At 64.5% G+C, this 16,839-nt stretch carries 19 protein-coding genes; 4 read left to right on the top strand and 15 right to left on the bottom strand.

The annotated features are described in order from the left end of the window. Positions 1–281: 281 nt before the first annotated feature. From QQL28_RS12390 to soxX, 7 genes are read right to left on the bottom strand one after another with little or no spacing between them, the layout of a single operon-like run. On the bottom strand, positions 282–740 hold the full coding sequence (locus QQL28_RS12390) for a DsrE family protein (RefSeq protein WP_284265330.1): 459 nt from the start codon (positions 738–740) through the stop codon (positions 282–284). Continuing rightward, the gene (soxB, locus tag QQL28_RS12385; protein ID WP_284265328.1) at positions 737–2,485 is read right to left on the bottom strand and encodes a thiosulfohydrolase SoxB; all 1,749 of its coding nucleotides are present in this window, start codon (positions 2,483–2,485) and stop codon (positions 737–739) included. The genes QQL28_RS12390 and soxB overlap by 4 nt, the downstream gene beginning before the upstream one ends. 58 nt (positions 2,486–2,543) lie before the next feature. Next, the gene (locus tag QQL28_RS12380) at positions 2,544–2,864 is read right to left on the bottom strand and encodes a hypothetical protein (RefSeq protein WP_431309595.1); all 321 of its coding nucleotides are present in this window, start codon (positions 2,862–2,864) and stop codon (positions 2,544–2,546) included. Further along, positions 2,861–3,724: a sulfur oxidation c-type cytochrome SoxA gene (soxA, locus tag QQL28_RS12375; RefSeq protein WP_284265326.1), complete on the bottom strand. Its 864-nt coding sequence runs from the start codon at positions 3,722–3,724 to the stop codon at positions 2,861–2,863. The genes QQL28_RS12380 and soxA overlap by 4 nt, the downstream gene beginning before the upstream one ends. Beyond that, positions 3,724–4,035, bottom strand: coding sequence for a thiosulfate oxidation carrier complex protein SoxZ (gene soxZ / locus QQL28_RS12370; protein WP_284265324.1), 312 nt, complete (start codon positions 4,033–4,035; stop codon positions 3,724–3,726). The genes soxA and soxZ overlap by 1 nt, the downstream gene beginning before the upstream one ends. An 11-nt stretch (positions 4,036–4,046) precedes the next feature. Next, positions 4,047–4,538, bottom strand: coding sequence for a thiosulfate oxidation carrier protein SoxY (soxY, locus tag QQL28_RS12365; protein ID WP_284265322.1), 492 nt, complete (start codon positions 4,536–4,538; stop codon positions 4,047–4,049). A 24-nt stretch (positions 4,539–4,562) separates the two neighbouring features. Beyond that, positions 4,563–4,919, bottom strand: coding sequence for a sulfur oxidation c-type cytochrome SoxX (gene soxX, locus QQL28_RS12360; protein WP_284265320.1), 357 nt, complete (start codon positions 4,917–4,919; stop codon positions 4,563–4,565). Between the two features lie 238 nt (positions 4,920–5,157). Between soxX and QQL28_RS12355 the strand changes: the two genes are divergently transcribed. After that, the gene (locus QQL28_RS12355) at positions 5,158–5,829 is read left to right on the top strand and encodes a DUF938 domain-containing protein (protein ID WP_284265318.1); all 672 of its coding nucleotides are present in this window, start codon (positions 5,158–5,160) and stop codon (positions 5,827–5,829) included. 199 nt (positions 5,830–6,028) lie between these two features. Continuing rightward, positions 6,029–7,276 carry an MFS transporter gene (locus QQL28_RS12350; protein WP_284265317.1) on the top strand — a complete coding sequence of 416 codons (1,248 nt, stop codon included), beginning with the start codon at positions 6,029–6,031 and terminating at the stop codon, positions 7,274–7,276. 137 nt (positions 7,277–7,413) lie between these two features. Here QQL28_RS12350 and QQL28_RS12345 read toward each other — a convergent pair whose 3' ends face one another. Further along, the gene (locus QQL28_RS12345) at positions 7,414–7,908 is read right to left on the bottom strand and encodes a VOC family protein (RefSeq protein ID WP_284265315.1); all 495 of its coding nucleotides are present in this window, start codon (positions 7,906–7,908) and stop codon (positions 7,414–7,416) included. 89 nt (positions 7,909–7,997) lie between these two features. Beyond that, positions 7,998–8,543 carry a carboxymuconolactone decarboxylase family protein gene (locus tag QQL28_RS12340; RefSeq protein WP_284265313.1) on the bottom strand — a complete coding sequence of 182 codons (546 nt, stop codon included), beginning with the start codon at positions 8,541–8,543 and terminating at the stop codon, positions 7,998–8,000. A gap of 157 nt (positions 8,544–8,700) precedes the next feature. On the opposite strand from QQL28_RS12340, the gene QQL28_RS12335 reads away from it, so the two are divergent. Further along, positions 8,701–9,915: an acyl-CoA dehydrogenase family protein gene (locus QQL28_RS12335; RefSeq protein WP_284265311.1), complete on the top strand. Its 1,215-nt coding sequence runs from the start codon at positions 8,701–8,703 to the stop codon at positions 9,913–9,915. A gap of 149 nt (positions 9,916–10,064) precedes the next feature. Beyond that, complete coding sequence (locus QQL28_RS12330) at positions 10,065–11,204, top strand: acyl-CoA dehydrogenase family protein (protein WP_284265309.1); 1,140 nt, start codon at positions 10,065–10,067, stop codon at positions 11,202–11,204. 175 nt (positions 11,205–11,379) lie between these two features. On the opposite strand, the gene QQL28_RS12325 is transcribed toward QQL28_RS12330, so the two are convergent. From QQL28_RS12325 to QQL28_RS12300, 6 genes are all read right to left on the bottom strand, one after another. Then, positions 11,380–12,417 (bottom strand): amino acid ABC transporter substrate-binding protein, encoded by a 1,038-nt coding sequence (locus QQL28_RS12325; RefSeq protein WP_284265307.1) that lies wholly within the window; start codon positions 12,415–12,417, stop codon positions 11,380–11,382. A gap of 54 nt (positions 12,418–12,471) precedes the next feature. Beyond that, on the bottom strand, positions 12,472–13,065 hold the full coding sequence (locus tag QQL28_RS12320) for a L,D-transpeptidase (RefSeq protein WP_284265305.1): 594 nt from the start codon (positions 13,063–13,065) through the stop codon (positions 12,472–12,474). Between the two features lie 196 nt (positions 13,066–13,261). Next, positions 13,262–14,260 (bottom strand): hypothetical protein, encoded by a 999-nt coding sequence (locus QQL28_RS12315; RefSeq protein WP_284265302.1) that lies wholly within the window; start codon positions 14,258–14,260, stop codon positions 13,262–13,264. Positions 14,261–14,386: 126 nt separating this feature from the next. After that, positions 14,387–14,950 carry a thioredoxin family protein gene (locus QQL28_RS12310; RefSeq protein ID WP_284265300.1) on the bottom strand — a complete coding sequence of 188 codons (564 nt, stop codon included), beginning with the start codon at positions 14,948–14,950 and terminating at the stop codon, positions 14,387–14,389. Between the two features lie 22 nt (positions 14,951–14,972). Further along, the gene (locus tag QQL28_RS12305) at positions 14,973–15,671 is read right to left on the bottom strand and encodes a cytochrome c biogenesis CcdA family protein (RefSeq protein WP_284265297.1); all 699 of its coding nucleotides are present in this window, start codon (positions 15,669–15,671) and stop codon (positions 14,973–14,975) included. A gap of 466 nt (positions 15,672–16,137) precedes the next feature. Further along, entirely contained in the window at positions 16,138–16,749 is a 612-nt protein-coding gene (locus QQL28_RS12300; protein WP_284265295.1) for a sigma-70 family RNA polymerase sigma factor, read from the bottom strand. Positions 16,750–16,839 lie beyond the last annotated feature (90 nt).

Raw genomic sequence — 16,839 nt, 5'->3', positions numbered from 1 at the left:
AATAGGGATTATTATTTTACGTAACTATGATTGCGGGGTAGGTCCGCTGGACCGAACCCGGAATCAGAGCGGTTATGGACGCTATAGCGCCGCCTAACCTGCCGCTGTCATTCCCCGCGAAAGCGGGGAATCCAGTACGCCGCGGCTCCTCCGTACCTCTCGCTGTCTCTGGAATACTGGATCGCCCGCCTTCGCGGGCGATGACAGCGAGTGAGTTGCGGGGACGTGCCACGAATTCCGGTTCGGTCTTGCGGACCGTCCCCGAATGATGCCTGGGTGGGTCACGGCCGCACCAGCGTGTAGCCATTCTCGGTCAGGAACAGGATCTGGCCGACCCCGACCTGCACCGGTGTCGCGGAGGCGATGAAGTCCGGCCGCCGGCCGGTTTCGCGCTCGATCGTGTCGACGGTGTTGAGGCAGATGTCGAAGCGGACGCCCTGGGCGATCAGGCTCTCGACCTGCTTGCGGTGGTCGTTGGCGCCGAGCAGGAGGTCGATGCCCGGACCGAACGCCACCACCTCGATCGCGACCTTGTCGGGGTCATAGGCCTTCAGGAGATTGTTGGCGACGCTGAGCACCAGCGCCTGCTTCCCGGCGTCTCCGTCGGAGAGCTGGAGCACGATCTTGTGCTCGGCGAACGGCTTGTCCTGCAAGGGCACTTGCTGCGCAATGGCGAGCGGCACCCAAGCCCAGGCAACCAGCGCCAACAGCATCGCGCGAAAATCTGGCGAACGCGTCATCCCTGTCCTGCAATTCCCGGATTATCCTCGACGCCCCTGAGCGTGACGCCGGAGCCTCTGTTCTCCGGCATCCGGCCCGAGCGCAGATACTTTGCGACCACGTCCCAGACAGGCGCGCCTTGCTGGGCGTTGACCGACGCCCAGCCCGCGACCTTGTAGCGCCGCTGCGCCTCGAGCGGCTTGCCGCCGTCGAGCGTGAGCGCGGAGATGCGGCTGCCGATCGCGGCCGTCGGCGTGCAGGTGTAATTGAGCCCGCCGGCGCGCACCATGTCGCCGCCCTGCTGGTGGTAGGGATCGGGATTGAAGAGGTTGTCGCAGATGTCCTCCAGCACGTCCTTGATCTGGCCGCCGGTCATCTCCTGCACATAGGTCTCGGGGTAGGAGATCGCGGTCTCCGCCAGCACATCCTCGAACGTGAGCGGCTGGCCGGCGAGCGCGGTGACGCCCCAGCGGAATCCAGGCGACAGCGCGATCTCGGTATCGAGCTCGCGGCGCAGCGCCGAGCAGATGAGCTCATCCATGGGGCCGGAAAAATTACCGCGTCGATAGAGCAGGCGGTCGGCCGTTGCAATCTTCTCCGACCAGTCGGCGACATGCGGCGCGCGCACCTTGCCGATCAGCTCGGCCATCGCGGGATCCGGCTTCAACAGCTCGGAATAGACCGGCAGCAGATGGTACCTGATATCGCTGACCTTGCCCTTGGCGAGCTGGAGATCGAGCACGGCGAGAAATTTTCCGTTCGAGCCGGCATTGCTGACCAGCGTCGTGCCGCTCGCATTCTTCACCGCAACGGGCTGAGGCACGGCGTCGTGGGTATGGCCGCCGAGGATGACGTCGATGCCGGTGACGCGGCTCGCAAGCTTCAGATCGACGTCCATGCCGTTGTGCGACAGCAGGATGACCGCATCGACCTTGTCATTGCCGCGCAAGCCGTCGACGAGTTTCTGCAGCTCCTCCTCGCGGATGCCAAAGGTCCAGTCCGGCGTGAAGCGCTTGGGATGCGCGATCGGCACGTAGGGGAAAGCCTGGCCGATGATCGCGACGCGATAGCCGCCGAGCTCCCTGATAGTCGAGGGCTTGAACACCCGGCCCGTGGCCTTGTCGAAGGCCTGGGCGTCGTTGAACGCGGCTTCCTCAGTCAGGAAGACGTTCTGCGCCAGAAACTCGCCCTTGAAGCGCTCGAGATTGTCGCGCAGCACCTGCTCGCCATAGGTGAATTCCCAATGCCCTGTCATCACCTCGATGCCGAGCAGGTTGGCGATCTCGACCATGCCACGGCCCTGCACGACGTTGGCGAGCCCCGTGCCCTGCCAGAGGTCGCCGCCGTCGAGCAGCAGCGAGTGCTGCTCGCCGACGTCGTTGCGCAGCCGGTCGATCAGCGTCTTCAGATGCGCAAAGCCGCCGAGCTTGCCGAAGCGGGCCGCGGACTTTTCGAACTCGAAGCAGGTGAAGGCATAGGCGTCCGCGCTGTCCGGCCGGATGCCGAAACGCTCGAGGAAGGCGCGGCCGACCAGATGCGGCGGCCGTCCCGCCATCTCGCCGATGCCGATGTTGACGCTGGGCTCGCGGAAATAGACCGGGTTGAGCTGCGCATGCGTATCGGTGATGTGCAGGATGCGCGCATTGCCGAAGCGTTCGAGGTCGTAGATGCCAGTGGTGTCGGCGCCGCGCGCAAGCCGCGGCAGCCGGGCCGTGACGGCGGCAGCGCCTGCGGCTCTCAGGAAATCGCGGCGGCGGATGGCCATCTCAAGTTCTCCGCGCCCCGTGAAGACGACGATCGTCGGAAGGTTCCACAACGCCAGTCTAGCGGATTTCCATCGCCTTCCAGGCTTCTTTTTCCGATGTCGCCTGGAAGATCGAGGCCTTCGCCAGCGCTTCGGCCTCCTTGGCGGCGGCAACCGCACGGTCGAAATCGCCGCCATCGCCGGCTTTCTTCGCGGCGGCGAGAGTCGAAACGGTCGGGGTCCACTGGTTGCGCAAGCCGGCCGCTTCCCTGGCTGCGGCTTCCGCCGCGGCATAGGCGGCCTTGTAGTCGGCCTCGCTCGCCGCGCGCGCCGGTGCTGCGGCGGCCGTTAGCAGCAACACGAGTGCGAGTGATCGCATTCCGATCATCGTCGTGCTCATGGCCGCGCTCCCGGGCCGGAAATCGGCAGGCCATTGGCGACGTAGGACAGGAAATACTCGACGTCGCGGTATTCGTCCGACTGCGGTTCCAGTGGAACCGCGCGGGTCTGGCTGTTGCAGGTGATGAAGCGGCGGCTGGTCGTGCCCATGCCGCTCCATTCGGAACGGTAGATCGGCATCGCGTTCAAAATGCCGAGCGCCGGCGCCAGGATCTCGGCGCGGATGCGCTCGCCCGGGCTCTGCACATGGCAGCTCGCGCAGGAGAAGTTCATCTGCCCGCGCCGCGTGTAGAAATAGCGCTTGCCGTTCTCGTAAGCCTCGAGCGCGCGCGGATCGTCGGGGATCTTGATGTCCATCAGCTTGCCGCGCGAGGTAAAGGCCATGTAGGCGGTCAGCGAGGCCATCTCGTCCTTGACATAGGAATAGGGCTCTTCGCCATTGGCCGCGCGGCAGCGGTTGAGCGCGAGCTCGAGCGTGACGACCTTGCCTTCCTTCCCGTCGAAATAAGGATAGTTCTGGCGGATGCCGATACCGCCGTTCGGGAAGCAGTCGGCGTAGGTCTTGCCGTTCTTGAACGGGGTCGCAAACATCTCCTTGCCGGCGTCGAGCGCGAACTCGTAAGGCGGAAACTCCTCCTTCTCCTGCCACTGCCGCTTCATGTCCTCGTTCATGGAATAAGGACCGTTGACGAAATCCTCGTGCTTCACGTTCGGGAACTTCTGGAAGTAGAAGTTCTGGAACGCCTTGGCCTCAGTGGCGGGATCGATCTTGTCGGCAGCGATCACGCGCTGCGCGGTGAAGCCGAGCGCCGTGAGCGCGAAGAGCGCGGAGCCGAGCCAGATTGCGGAGCGCGTCTTCATCACGAGATCTTCGCGGTGGTCGTATCCGACGCACCCTTGTTGTCGACCCAGCTGATCTTGAGGTCGTCGCCCTTCTTAGCCCCCTTGAAGCTGAACTTGATGTAGGGGTCCTTGGAGACCGCAGGGCCCCAATCGGCGACGAACACGTCCTTGCCGTCGTGCTCGAATTTCAGCTCCTGGATGAAATGCGCCGGGATCAATTCGCCCTTGGCGTCCTTGACGAAGCCGGAATCCATCGGGTGCTGGATCAGCGCCTGCACCTCGGTGATGTCGCCGTTGGATGTTGCGCGCACGCGAATGCTCGATGCCATCGGATTTTCTCCTACCCGCCGCAGCCGCCGACGGTGACCTTGACCTCTTTGGTCGCGCTGAAGAGCTTGCCGTCGGCCTCCACGATCGCGACCACGTTGGTGGTCTTCGCCATCTTCAGCCGGTTGGCGACGCTCGGGATCGTGCCGTCCGGGATCTTGTAGCTTGCCGCCAGCGCGTTCGGGTTCTCGGCGACGAAGAACGAGATCGATGTCACCTTGTCGAGCGTCGTCGTCACCGAGATCGGCACCACGCCGCCGTTCTCGGCGATCTCCGGCGCATCGAGCTTGATCTTGTCGGACGGCTCGGCGGTCTTGCCGTAGAGCGCCTTGATCGCGTCGGCCTCGCTCTTCTGCCTGAATGCCTCTTCCGGATATTTGTCGTTGGTCGCGGCGTGCGCAGGCGTGGCTGCGAACGGCAGGTTGCCGAGGCCGATCAGCGCAACGGAGGCCGCGCCTTGCAGGATCAGGCGCCGCGTCGCGAGAAGGCCGGTCGTTGCACTCATCTCAGTCTCCTGGCGTGCCCGCCGTTACAAGGTCTGGAGGAAATCAACGATCGCGTTGATCTCCTGCTCGGTCAGAATCCGGTTCCGCCCGAACGGCGGCATCATGGTCTGCGGGTTGCGCTTGGTCTCGTCGAAGAGGATTGCGACCAGCTCGTTGCGGTCGGGGTACTTTGCCTTGATGTCCTTCAGCTCCGGGCCGATCGTGCCGGGCAGGTCGCCGCCCCTGATCACGTGGCAGGTCAGGCAATTGCCCTTGCTGCGGTCGAAGGCGAGCTTCTGGCCCTCGGCGGCGGCGGATTGGGCGCGCGCCGGCGCGGCGGTAATCGCGGCGAGGGCGGCCAGGATGAAGACCAGAGCGGGCTTCCGGGGAAAGGCGGTCAAGGCGTCGATCCGAGGCGTTATGTCGATGATTGCGTTCGCGAAATATAGTGCTCAAAGCACAAAGGACACCGCCTGACAATCACGACTATGCAAGGCGCAAATTGGAGTTAATGTCTTCCGCGTTGCAACCAAAGAGACTATTTGTTCGGCAGATTACGCCCTGACGGGCCAGTGATTTTGGGGCGTCTTGGCGTCCAGTGCCGTTTTTATCTCGTTCTCGTTTTTTCGGGGGCCTCAATTGGCTGAATATGTCGTCGAATTTGGCAAGGACGGCGGGCGGGTCGAGCCCGATGGGCGGCTCGATGCGCCGGCGTTCCATCGCAATCACGAGCCGATCTGGGCGGCGCTTCAGAAGCATCTGGCCGGCCGCCTCGGCGACGTGGTCGAGGTCGGCAGCGGAACCGGCCAGCACGTGGTCCACTTCGCCCGCCTTTCGCCTGATCTCGTCTGGTGGCCGAGCGACCTCAACCAGCGGCATCTGAAGAGCATCGAGGCCTGGCGCGCCTTTTCCGGCCTGCCAAATATCCGTCCGCCGCTGCGCATCGATCTGTCCGATCCCGACTGGTGCCCGGAGATGAAGAGCGGCGAGGGTCCGAAGGACCTCGCGGCGGTGTTCTGCGCCAACGTCGTCCACATCGCGCCGTGGAACGTGGCCGAGGGCCTGTTCGCCGGCGCCGGCCGCTATTTGCGGCCGGGCGGCACGCTGTTCCTCTACGGTCCCTTCAAGCGCGACGGCAAGCACACCGCGCTCAGCAACGCGGTGTTCGACACGTCCTTGCGCGAAGGCAATGCGGAATGGGGCGTGCGCGATGTCGGCGACGTCGAGAAGCTCGCGCAACATGCGGGCCTGCGCCAGATCGATCTCATCGACATGCCCGCCAACAATCTCACGCTGGTGTTTTCGCGCTAGGCCATGAAGACGGTGCGCTCCCTCCCCCGCTTGCGGGGGAAGCGAACTTGATCGAGCGCAAGCGCTTTGATAGCGCCGCCTGCTACGTGCTGTCCAACTGCGTCAGAGGCATGGCCTGCGCCCGTTTGCGCCGGTTGTCCGGCCTTGTCCGCCCCTCCATAGTGCCGGGAATCAAAGAGCCCCTCGGGCGGAAATGCCGATGTTGGACGTGACTTCAGCCGACGAGATTGTCGACGACGCCCGCGTGCGTGCCAATGTGGTGCGCCTCGCGGCGGCGCAGGCGCTGACCGGCGCCAATTCGGCCGTGATCTTCGCCACCGGCTCGATCGTCGGCGCGACGCTCGCGCCCGACATGTCGCTCGCGACCGTGCCGCTGTCGATGTATGTGCTCGGCCTCGCCGCCGGCACATTGCCGACCGGCGCGATCTCGCGCCGCTTCGGCCGCCGCATGGCCTTCATCATCGGCACGGCCTGCGGCACGCTCACCGGCCTTATCGGCTCGTTCGCGATCCTCAATGGCTCGTTCGCGCTGTTTTGCGTCGCGACGTTCCTCGGCGGCCTCTACGGCTCGGTCGCGCAATCCTATCGCTTCGCCGCCGCCGACGGCGCCAGCGCCGCCTACCGGCCCAAGGCGGTGTCCTGGGTGATGGCGGGCGGCGTGTTCGCCGGCGTGCTCGGTCCGCAGCTCGTGCAATGGACCATGGACGTCTGGCCGCCCTATCTGTTCGCCTTCAGCTTCGTGGTGCAGGCGGCGGTGGCGCTGGTCGCGATGGGCATCGTTGCCGGCGTCGACATGCCGAAGCCGGCCGCGGCCGATCTGCACGGCGGGCGGCCGCTGCTGCGCATCGTGCGGCAGCCGCGCTTCATCGCGGCGGCGCTGTGCGGCGTCATCGCCTATCCCATGATGAACCTGGTGATGACCTCGGCGCCGCTGGCCATGAAGCTCTGCGGCCTCAGCGTCAGCGATTCCAATTTCGGCATCCAATGGCACATCGTTGCCATGTACGGCCCGAGCTTCTTCACGGGCGCCCTGATCGCGCGCTTCGGTGCGCCAAAAATCGTCGCGACCGGCCTGTTGCTGGAGGCGGGTGCCGCGGCGATCGGCCTCTCCGGCATCACCGCGATGCATTTCTGGGCCACGCTGGTCGTGCTCGGGGTGGGCTGGAATTTCTCCTTCATCGGCGCCTCCGCGCTGGTGCTGGAGACGCACCGTCCGAACGAACGCAACAAGGTGCAGGCCTTCAACGATTTCCTCGTCTTCGGCATGATGGCGATCGGCTCGTTCTCGTCGGGACAGTTGCTCGCGAGCTACGGCTGGTCGGCGGTCAACATGGTCGTGTTCCCGCCGGTGCTGCTGGGCCTCGCTGTCCTCTCGTTCGCCTCCTATGCGCGCCGCCGCAAGGCGCGACTGGAAGCCGCGATCGGCGAGTTTCCCGACGCGATTTGAACACCGTAGGGACGTGACGACGCTTCAGCAGTCTCCGTCATTGCGAGCGAAGCGAAGCAATCCAGACTGTCCCCGCGGAAAGATTCTGGATTGCTTCGCTGCGCTCGCAATGACGGGATGAGCCGCCACAGCGGAGCTCACGCCTCCCGCTGCTTCAGCAAATCCTCCAGATCCAGCCGTTGCGTGAACATCGCGAGCTTGCCGTCCGGCGTGCGCGGCCATTGTTCTTTCGGCCGGTCCCAATAGAGCTCGACGCCGTTCTCGTCGGGATCGCGCAAATAGAGCGCCTCGGACACGCCATGATCGCTCGCGCCATCCAGCGCGATACCGGCCGAGAGCACGCGATGCAGCGCATCGGCGAGCGCCGGCCGTGTCGGATAGAGGATCGCGGTGTGATAGAGCCCGGTGGTGCCCGGCGGTGGCGGCGAGCCGCCTTTGCTCTCCCAGGTGTTGAGCCCGATATGATGATGATAGCCGCCGGCCGAGATGAAGGCGGCGCCAGAGCCCATGCGCTGCATCAGTTCGAAGCCGAGCACGCCGCAATAGAAGCCGAGCGCGCGATCGAGATCGGCGACCTTGAGGTGAACATGGCCGATGCGGGTGCCGGCATTGACGGCGGGATTGGATGACATGCTGCTCTCCGTGTGTCCGCCCGACATAATGGCTGCTGCAAGATAGCGGTACTGGCCTAACCCGAAACCCAGCGTTTCCGGATCGGCAATTAGCTCAGCTCGGACACCTCGCCCTCCGGCAAGCCGAACTCGAACGTGTTCAGCGTCATCGACACCAGCGTGTAGTAGCCGCACAGGCCGATCACCTCGACGAGCCCGCGCTCGCCGAGCAGCTTGATTGCTTCATCATAGAGGCCCTTCGCCAGCCCATGGCCCTCATGCAGCGACTTCGCGACGTCGTAGATCATCTTGGCCTTGGGATCGTCGAACTCCGGCGTGCGGCGGTCGCGGATCGCGTCGATGATCTCTACCTTCATGCCGCCCTGAAGCGCCAGCCGCTTATGCGCATACCATTCGTAATGCGCGGTCCAGTGCCGCGCCGTCACGAGAATCGCGATCTCCGAGAGCATTGCCGGAAATACCGTGTTGAAGCGCAGGACCTCGCCGAGTCGCGTGGCGTGGCGGGCCATCTCCGGGCTGTTGAGCCAGGCCATCATCGGCGCCGGCGGCTTGCCGCGTTTCCCGGCAATCGACTCGTCATAGGTCTGCCGCTGGTCGTCGCTCATTTCGCCAGGCGAAAGTAGCTTCAGGCGCATTGTCGTTTCCTCTGTGTTTTCAAGCCTCGCAGTGACGGTGACTATAGCCCGATGACGAACAGTGTGAGTAGCCGGGGCCTACGGAATAGGTTGAATTCCGCGATGCGATGGCCCAGAGTCGCGCGCAACAGTCGATCAAAATTGATGGAAACGACCCATGACTCATTCCACGACGCCCGATTCCGAGGCGGCCGAGCTCGAAACATTCCGCAACGAGACGCGTGCCTGGCTGGAGGCCAGCTGCCCGCCCGAGATGCGCAGGCCCGCAACTTCGGACGCCGACGTGTTCTGGGGCGGGCGTAACGCGAAATTCTCGTCCGAGCCGCAGCGCGTCTGGTTCGAGCGCATGCGCGACAAGGGCTGGACCGTGCCGGACTGGCCGAAGGAATATGGCGGTGGCGGCCTCAGCGCTGCCGAGCACAAGGTGCTGCGCGCAGAGATGGCCAAGATGGGTGCGCGGCCGCCGCTGTCGAGCTTCGGCATCTGGATGCTCGGGCCGGCGCTGCTGAAATACGGCACCGAGGCGCAGAAGAAGGAGCATCTGCCAAAGATCGCGGCGGGCCTGATCCGCTGGTGCCAGGGCTATTCCGAGCCGAACGCCGGCTCGGATCTCGCTTCGCTCCAGACCCGCGCCGAGAGCGACGGCGACGACTTCGTCATCACCGGCCAGAAGATCTGGACGTCCTACGCCAACTACGCCGACTGGATCTTCTGCCTGGTGCGTACCGATCCCGCGGCGAAGAAGCACGACGGCATCAGCTTCATCCTGTTCGACATGACCTCGAAGGGCGTGTCGACCAAGCCGATCCTGCTGATCTCCGGCTACTCGCCGTTCTGCGAGACCTTCTTCGACAACGTCCGCGTGCCGAAATCGCATGTCGTCGGCACCGTCAACCGCGGCTGGGACGTCGCAAAATATCTGTTGCAGCACGAGCGCGCGATGATCTCGGGCATGGGCGAGCGCGGCGTCGGCCGCCCGCTCGGCCAGATCGCCGCTGATACGATCGGCACCGATGCGCAAGGCAAGCTCGACGATGCGATGCTGCGCGGCCAGATCGCGAGCTTCGATGTCGATGAAGCGGCGCTTGCGGCCTGCGCCGAGCGCGCGGTCGATCTCGCCAAGGCGGGGCAGGCGCATCCGGCGTTCTCCTCGGCGATGAAATATTACGGCACCGAGCTCAACAAGCGCCGCTACGAGATCCTGATGTCGGCCGGCGGCGTCGATGCGCTGGAATGGGAGAGCGAGCGTTCCAGGCAAGGCGCCCGCCCGCGCGCCTGGCTGCGCACCAAGGCCAACTCGATCGAGGGCGGCACCACCGAAGTGATGCTCGGCATCGTCGCCAAACGCATCCTCGATCTTCCGGGGGCGTGAGGCACACTATAACCACGCGTCATTCCGGGGCGCGCGAAGCGCGAGCCCGGAATCCATACTCCCGATCGTGGTTATGGATTCCGGGCCTGGCCCTTCGGGCCATCCCGGAATGACGAACCAAAGATAGATTTCGAATCGGAAACACCACCATGGCCCTCGTCCTCACCGAAGAACAATCGATGCTCCGCGATTCTGCGCGCGGACTGATCAGCGACAAGGCGCCGGTGTCGCATCTGCGGCACCTGCGCGACAGCAAGGACCCGACCGGTTTCTCCAAGGAGTTCTGGCAATCCTTCGCCGAGATGGGTTTCGCCGGCCTCTTGGTGCCGGAAGAGTTCGGCGGCAGCGGTCTCGGTTGCGTCGAAGCCGGTGTCGTCATGGAGGAGATCGGCCGCACGCTGATGCCGTCGCCGTTTCTGGCGACCAGCGTGGTCGCGGCCTCCGCGCTCACGCGTGGTGGCAATGCGGCACAGAAGTCGGACTATCTGCCGAAGATCTCGAACGGCTCGCTGCTCGCGAGCCTTGCGATCGACGAGGGCGCCAAGCACCGGCCGCTCCAGACCAATCTGCAGGCCGTCCGCGCCGGTAATGGTTTCAAGCTCAGCGGCGCCAAGGCGCTGGTCGTCGACGGCCATGTCGCCGACCTCCTGATCGTTGCGGCGCGGTCGGCGGGCTCCGCCGGCGAGCGCGAGGGGCTGACGCTGTTCCTGGTCAACCCCGCGGCCAAGGGCGTTGCCGTCGAGCGCACCATCATGGTCGACGCGCATAATGCGGCGCGCATCGAGTTCAACAATGTCGAGGTCAATGCCGACAGCGTGCTCGGCGAGGTCGATCAGGGCGCAGGCCTGCTCGACGGCGTGCTCGATATCGGCCGCGGCGCAGTCGCCTCCGAAATGGTGGGCCTGAGCGAAGACGTGTTCGGTCGCACCGTCGAGTATCTGAAGCAGCGCAAGCAGTTCGGCAAGCTGATCGGCGAATTCCAGGCGCTTCAGCACCGTGCTGCGGAGCTCTATGTCGACATCGAGATCACCCGCGCCGCGGTGATGAAGGCGATGCAGGCGCTCGATGCCGACGTCGCCAAGGCCGCGTCAGCCGTCGCGGTCGCCAAGGCGCGCGCCGGCACCACCGCCACCCGTGCGGTGCAGGAAGGCGTGCAGATGCATGGCGGCATGGGCATGACCGACCAGTTCGACATCGGCTTCTTCATGAAGCGCGCCCGGGTCTGCGAGGAATTGTTCGGTGATGCGAATTACCACGCCGAACAGCTGGCGCGGGCGAGGGGGTATTGAGGCGGGGCACGTTGTTGCCTCACTGGTAGGTGTCGTCCCGGCGAAGGCCGGGACCCATAACCACCGGCGGAAATTGTAGCAGAGGCTATCAACTCCGAGTCTTCGCCAAACCCCTCCCTGGGGTTATGGGTCCCGGCCTTCGCCGGGACGACACCGGAGAGTGCCGCGGGGCTCTTTACCGCATCGGCGGTGCATACTGCACGCCGCCGGCGTTCCAGAGCTGGTTCATGCCGCGCGGGATCTTCAGCTTGGATTTCTCGCCGATATTGCGCTCGTACATCTCGCCGTAATTGCCGACGTGGCGAATGATGCGCACGGCCCAGTCCTTGGTGAGGCCGAGCTGCTCGCCGTAATTGCCTTCGGTGCCGACCAGGCGCATCACCTCGGGCTTCTTCGACTTCAGGGCTTCGTCGATGTTCTCCGATGTGACCCCTAACTCCTCGGCATTGATCATGGCGTAGAGCGTCCACTTCACGATCATCATCCAGTCGTCGTCGCGCTGGCGCACCACGGGTGCAAGCGGCTCCTTGGAGATCATGTCCGGCAGGATCATGTGGTCGCCGGGCTTGGAAAGGTTGAGCCGCAGCGCGTAGAGCTGCGAGACGTCGGCGGTGAGCGTATCGCACTTGCCGGTGTCGTACGCCTTCACCACGTCCTCGAGCTTGTCGAACTTCACCTCTTCATACTTCATGTTGTTGGCGCGGAAGTAGTCGGCGAGGTTGAGGGCCGTCGTCGTGCCCGACTGTACGCAGACCTTGCTGCCGGTCAGGTCCAGCGCGGTCTCCTTGTTGCGGGAGCGGGGCAGCATGAAACCTTCGCCGTCGTAATAGGCGACGGCCGGGAAATACAGGTCGTAGTCGAGCTCGCGCGCCATGCTCCAGGTCGAGTTGCGCGAGAGGATGTCGACTTTCCGGCTCTGCAATTCCTTGAAACGCTCGTTGGCATCGAGCGGAATGAACTTGGCCTTGCTCGGATCGTTGAAGATGGCGGCTGCCACCGCGCGGCAGAAATCGACGTCAAAGCCGGTCCAGTTGCCCTTGTCGTCGGGGATGGAGAAGCCCGGCAGGCCCTTGTTGACGCCGCAGAAGACCTCGCCGCGCCGGACCGTGCGCTTCAGCGTGCGGGTGTCGTACATCTCGTAGACAACGGCCAAGGCGCCGACCAGGACGGCGACCGCGAGCCCGATCAGCAGGCCGCCACGAAAACTGCGCATGATTTGTCTCTCTCGAAATAATCGGGAAAAGGAATCTGGACGAGGGTGGGATATTTAGAGTTCGGGCTTCTGCCGGATGACCACCTTGGTCCCGACCGGGACGCGATCGTAGAGATCGGCGACGTCATTGTTGACGAGACGGAAGCAGCCCGAGGACACCTTGGTGCCGATCGTGTCGGGCCGGTTGGTGCCGTGGATGCGGTAGACCGTGGTGCCCAGATACATGGCGCGGGCCCCTAACGGGTTGCCGGGGCCGCCGGCCATGAAGCGCGGCAGATAGGGCTGGCGCTGGATCATCTCCGGCGGCGGCGTCCAGTCCGGCCACTCCTTCTTGTTGGTGATGTTCACCAGCCCCTGCCACTGGAAGCCGTCGCGGCCGACGCCGATGCCGTAGCGGATCGCGCGCCCGCCGGGCTGGACCAGATAGAGGTGACGCTCCGAGGTCGAGATGATGATGGTGCCCGGCGCTTCGGTCGTGCGGTAGTACACGACGGTCTTCTGCCATTCCGGATCGAGCTGGTAGGAGTCGTCCGCGATCAGGCCCGGCTCGTCGCCGCGGTCGGGCTGCTGGGCGGAGGCGTAGGAGGTCGAGAGGATCAGGCCGAATGTGGTGATCAACATCCCGGTCAGGCGACGAAAATCCGTCATTTCAAGCTCTCCCCGCTGCCACAGCGCAAATCAATCGGACGCATCAAAACTCAGAGGCAAGTTCATGGCAAGTTTTGGGCGACCCCGGCCGGTATGTCACGAGAATGCTTTGGTTTTTTGACGTGGATCAATGCCACGAACAGGGGGGATGGCGCGAAAAGCCGCTTCTGCGGCATCGATTGCGGGTCGAGGCGGGCTAGATTTGACTGTTCTCAGGCTTGATCCCGAGCCGCCGGACGACCTCGGTGGCCACGGCGCGGGCCTCTTGCCGCGAGCCGATGCGGGGGCTGCGAAACCTTTGTCCTGAGAGCAATCTGATCGCGACGATGCAGTGCTCGTCCTCGGACCTGCCGCGGCGCTCGACCGTGATCGCCTCGACGTCGCGTCCCTCGATATGGTCCGCGCGCAGCTTGCCGTCGCCCGACAGGCGTTCAACGCTGATATCGCCTTGCCGGATGATCCAGAAGGCGCCGGTGACGAGATTGGCGTATCTGTGGACGGCGAACGCGGCGATCGCGCCGATCGGCAGCAGCAGGATGTCGATCGGGCCGGGCGACAGGCCACGCCACAGCTTGTAGGCGTAGGGCACGGCGGACAGTCCGGCCACGATCAATGCAACGATCCTGATGTCCCTGCTGGAGAACGGCTCGACGGGCTCGCCGAGATGCATCTCGGGATTGGCGGCATCGAGCGGATTGGCCGGGGCCTCGACATTGGGAACGCCGAACTGCGCGGCGATCCGCGCAACCGTGTCGCGGACATGCGTGACATCGGAGATCGGCGGGGACGTCAGCCGTTCCCCCGACGCCAGCGTGAAGGCCAGGTGGAAACGCGTCGTGGAAGCCTTGCGTCCTTGGCCCTGTCCTTGGCCCTGTCCCTGGACCTGGAGTTGCGAGATGTCATCTTTCGCGACGATCCTGGTGCGGAGCCGTCCGAACGGACGCTGTCGCCCGATCAGGATCTCATTCGGCGTGATGATCCACACCACCGCCGGTGTGAGCATGACGCCGCCGATGAACGCCGCTCCGAGCAGCAGCGCGACCACGGAGATGATCAGTTCCAGGACATCGTGCGCGAACAGGCCTGGCGTGAAGCACAGGGCAACGATCGCCGCGAAGCCGGCGATCACCAGCCGCTGCGCAATTGAGGAGCCTTCACGAAGGCGGATGTCGTTGCTGGTGGTCGCGTCGTCCATGTCGGGCGGCCGATTCCGTCGGCACGAAACTCCACGGACGCATCCGTGGAGTCAAGCAACAACGGCGGCATGTGAAACCGGCCAAGAAACCGGTCAAGCAATCAGCCACGTGACGTCGGTGCGGCATCAGCTATTGGCGTTCAGCAGGCGAGCGACCGTGCGGTCGATCTCGTCATAGCGGCCCTCGCCGGCATGCTCGAACACGATGCGGCCGGACTGGTCGATGATGTATTGCGCCGGCCAATACTGGTTGCGGTAGGCATTCCAGGTCCGGGAGTCGTTGTCCTGCGCCACCGGATAGCTGATGCCATGACGCTTCAGCGCGGCCTGCACGTTGGAAGCCGAGCGCTCGAACGGAAATTCCGGCGTGTGCACGCCGACCACGACGAGGCCCTTGTCCTTGTATTTGGCGTAGAGCTCGGTGACATGCGGCAGCGTGTTGACGCAGTTGACGCAGCCATAGGTCCAGAAATCCACCAGCACCACCTTGCCGCGAAGATCGGCGAGGCTCAGCGGCTTTGAGTTGAACCAGTTGCTGATGCCGGTGAAGTCCGGCGCGACCTGCTGGCTTGCGGCCGCAGTGACCGTCGGCGCCGGGCGCGCGGCCTCGTCGCAGATGCCGGGGATGACGGCGCCGGTCACGCCAAAGCCGAGCAGCGCGGCAGATACGGCGAGCAGTTTGAGAGTCATGGAAGCGTCCTCCGATGTGGGGTCACAGGCCGATCTGGCCCGTGGGATAGAAACCGGTCAGCCACGCCACGATCAGCGTGTCGTATTGGAAGTAAGCGGCCAGTGCGAAGGCGATCACGACGACGCCAAACGCCTGCTGCAAACGGGGAGAGACGCGCGCGATGCTGCGCACGCGTGTGGTCACGGCCTGTCCGCCATAGGCGATCGCGAGCATCGGCAGCGCCGCGCCGATCGCGTAGGCGATCAGCAGCGTGCCGGCCCAGGTGAGGTTCTTCGAGGTCGCAACCAGGGTGAGGATCGAGCCGAGCACGGGACCTGCGCAGGGCGTCCAGACCAGGCCGAGGGTGGTGCCGAGCACCAGCCCGCCAAGCGCGCCCTCGCGCTGCGCGTTCTCTGAGCCGCCCAAATCGAGCCAGCCATGAAGCCGGATCGACAGCCACTCGAACGGCGCCGGCCACAGCATCAGCAGGCCGAAGCCGAGCAGCAGAACCGCGGCCGCCGAACGCAGCACGTTCGGGTCGAAATCGAACAGGCGCGTGATCGCGCCGAGCAGCAGCGCGGTTGCGGAGAACGAAACGACGAAACCCAGCGCAATCATCGCGGGCCGCAAGCGTCCGGCGCGGCCGATCGAGGCGCCGAGCAGGATCGGCAGCACCGGCAGCGTGCAGGGCGCGGCGATGGTGAGGACGCCGGCAAGGACAGCAAAGATCAGGTCGAGCATCGAGCCCTCGTGGATGGGATCACGAGGTAGTTTCGAGCCGAATGCTCCGGTCGTTACCCGGCGTCACGCGTTCGTGACGGGCGGTGTCAGCCACAATGCAGGTGCGCCCCCTCTCCCGCTTGCGGGAGAGGGTTGGGGAGAGGGTGCCTCCGCAATGAAGAGCCCTCGGTGGAGAGAACCCCCACCCGACGCGCTCTCCGAGCACGTCGGCCTCCCCCGCAAGCGGGGGAGGCTAGGAACCGTGGCCAGGGCTTTGCCCCAAATAAAAAACGACCCGGAGGCGGGCACACCGTCCGGGTCGTTGGAGGTCGTTGGGAGGTTTAAGCAAACCGTACGAAGGCTTTATAGGAGGGAAGTTTTTCCGCCTGATGTTGTGGTTCGTTTCAATTGTTTCGTTGGCGGTAACGCTTTCGTGTGACGGGATAGGGCCGGTCGACCAGTCCTATCCCTTTGAAATTACAAATCTTCAGGCCGCGAAGCGGTCGATGCCGGCACCCTTAAGCAAATCGGCGAGTTGCTTGCGGGCGTAGAACATGCGGGTCTTCACCGTGCTCTGGGGGATGCCGATGATCTGGCCGACCTCCTCCACCGATTTCTCGTGGTAGTAGACGAGGTTGATGATCTCGCGGTGCGCCGGCGACAGTTTTGCCACGCAGGCGCGCAGGATCGCGCTGGTATCGTTGCGGTCGAGCGCAGTTTCCGGCGTGTCGTGCTCGTCCGGGATCTGGCGCACGTCCTCCTGGTCGATGTCCTCGAAGCGGCGCTGGCGCATCGCGGTGAGCGCCTTGAAGCGGGCGATCGAGAGCAGCCAGGTCGAGACCTGCGAGCGGCCCTGGAATTGGCCGGCGGTCCGCCACACGTCGAGGAAGACCTGGCTCACGAGGTCTTCGGCCGTGGTGGCGTCGCGAACGATGCGCAGGATGAAGCGGTACACCCGCACATTGTGACGGCAGTACAGCATGTGCATGGCCGTCCGATTGCCGTCGGCAATGCTCTCCAGAAGCATTTCGTCCGAGGTCGCCTGAGCGGCAATGATGCCCTGGGTTGCCTGGGCGTTGATGGCGACGACGTTCTGCATGACTAGCTCCCCGTAGCGCCGCAACCGAGCGGCGTTTCCTTGGATCAAAGTGTTAAAGAGCCAGCGTTTCGGGACGTCTGCGCCACAAGC

It is taken from the genome of Bradyrhizobium iriomotense, assembly GCF_030160715.1.
Taxonomy (GTDB): Bacteria; Pseudomonadota; Alphaproteobacteria; order Rhizobiales; family Xanthobacteraceae; genus Bradyrhizobium; species Bradyrhizobium iriomotense.
This window is presented reverse-complemented; position numbering and strand designations above follow the sequence as displayed.

What these genes read in the sequence shown, in the direction of transcription:
- soxZ (WP_284265324.1), bottom strand. Translation starts at nt 4,035, where the DNA reads ATGGCATCGAGCATTCGCGTGCGCGCAACATCCAACGGCGACATCACC.
- QQL28_RS12330 (WP_284265309.1), top strand. Translation starts at nt 10,065, where the DNA reads ATGGCCCTCGTCCTCACCGAAGAACAATCGATGCTCCGCGATTCTGCG.
- soxB (WP_284265328.1), bottom strand. Translation starts at nt 2,485, where the DNA reads ATGGCCATCCGCCGCCGCGATTTCCTGAGAGCCGCAGGCGCTGCCGCC.
- QQL28_RS12325 (WP_284265307.1), bottom strand. Translation starts at nt 12,417, where the DNA reads ATGCGCAGTTTTCGTGGCGGCCTGCTGATCGGGCTCGCGGTCGCCGTC.
- QQL28_RS12305 (WP_284265297.1), bottom strand. Translation starts at nt 15,671, where the DNA reads ATGCTCGACCTGATCTTTGCTGTCCTTGCCGGCGTCCTCACCATCGCC.
- soxY (WP_284265322.1), bottom strand. Translation starts at nt 4,538, where the DNA reads ATGAGTGCAACGACCGGCCTTCTCGCGACGCGGCGCCTGATCCTGCAA.
- QQL28_RS12340 (WP_284265313.1), bottom strand. Translation starts at nt 8,543, where the DNA reads ATGCGCCTGAAGCTACTTTCGCCTGGCGAAATGAGCGACGACCAGCGG.
- QQL28_RS12380 (WP_431309595.1), bottom strand. Translation starts at nt 2,864, where the DNA reads ATGAGCACGACGATGATCGGAATGCGATCACTCGCACTCGTGTTGCTG.
- soxA (WP_284265326.1), bottom strand. Translation starts at nt 3,724, where the DNA reads ATGAAGACGCGCTCCGCAATCTGGCTCGGCTCCGCGCTCTTCGCGCTC.
- QQL28_RS12310 (WP_284265300.1), bottom strand. Translation starts at nt 14,950, where the DNA reads ATGACTCTCAAACTGCTCGCCGTATCTGCCGCGCTGCTCGGCTTTGGC.
- QQL28_RS12335 (WP_284265311.1), top strand. Translation starts at nt 8,701, where the DNA reads ATGACTCATTCCACGACGCCCGATTCCGAGGCGGCCGAGCTCGAAACA.
- QQL28_RS12300 (WP_284265295.1), bottom strand. Translation starts at nt 16,749, where the DNA reads ATGCAGAACGTCGTCGCCATCAACGCCCAGGCAACCCAGGGCATCATT.
- QQL28_RS12345 (WP_284265315.1), bottom strand. Translation starts at nt 7,908, where the DNA reads ATGTCATCCAATCCCGCCGTCAATGCCGGCACCCGCATCGGCCATGTT.
- QQL28_RS12320 (WP_284265305.1), bottom strand. Translation starts at nt 13,065, where the DNA reads ATGACGGATTTTCGTCGCCTGACCGGGATGTTGATCACCACATTCGGC.
- QQL28_RS12315 (WP_284265302.1), bottom strand. Translation starts at nt 14,260, where the DNA reads ATGGACGACGCGACCACCAGCAACGACATCCGCCTTCGTGAAGGCTCC.
- QQL28_RS12390 (WP_284265330.1), bottom strand. Translation starts at nt 740, where the DNA reads ATGACGCGTTCGCCAGATTTTCGCGCGATGCTGTTGGCGCTGGTTGCC.
- QQL28_RS12350 (WP_284265317.1), top strand. Translation starts at nt 6,029, where the DNA reads ATGTTGGACGTGACTTCAGCCGACGAGATTGTCGACGACGCCCGCGTG.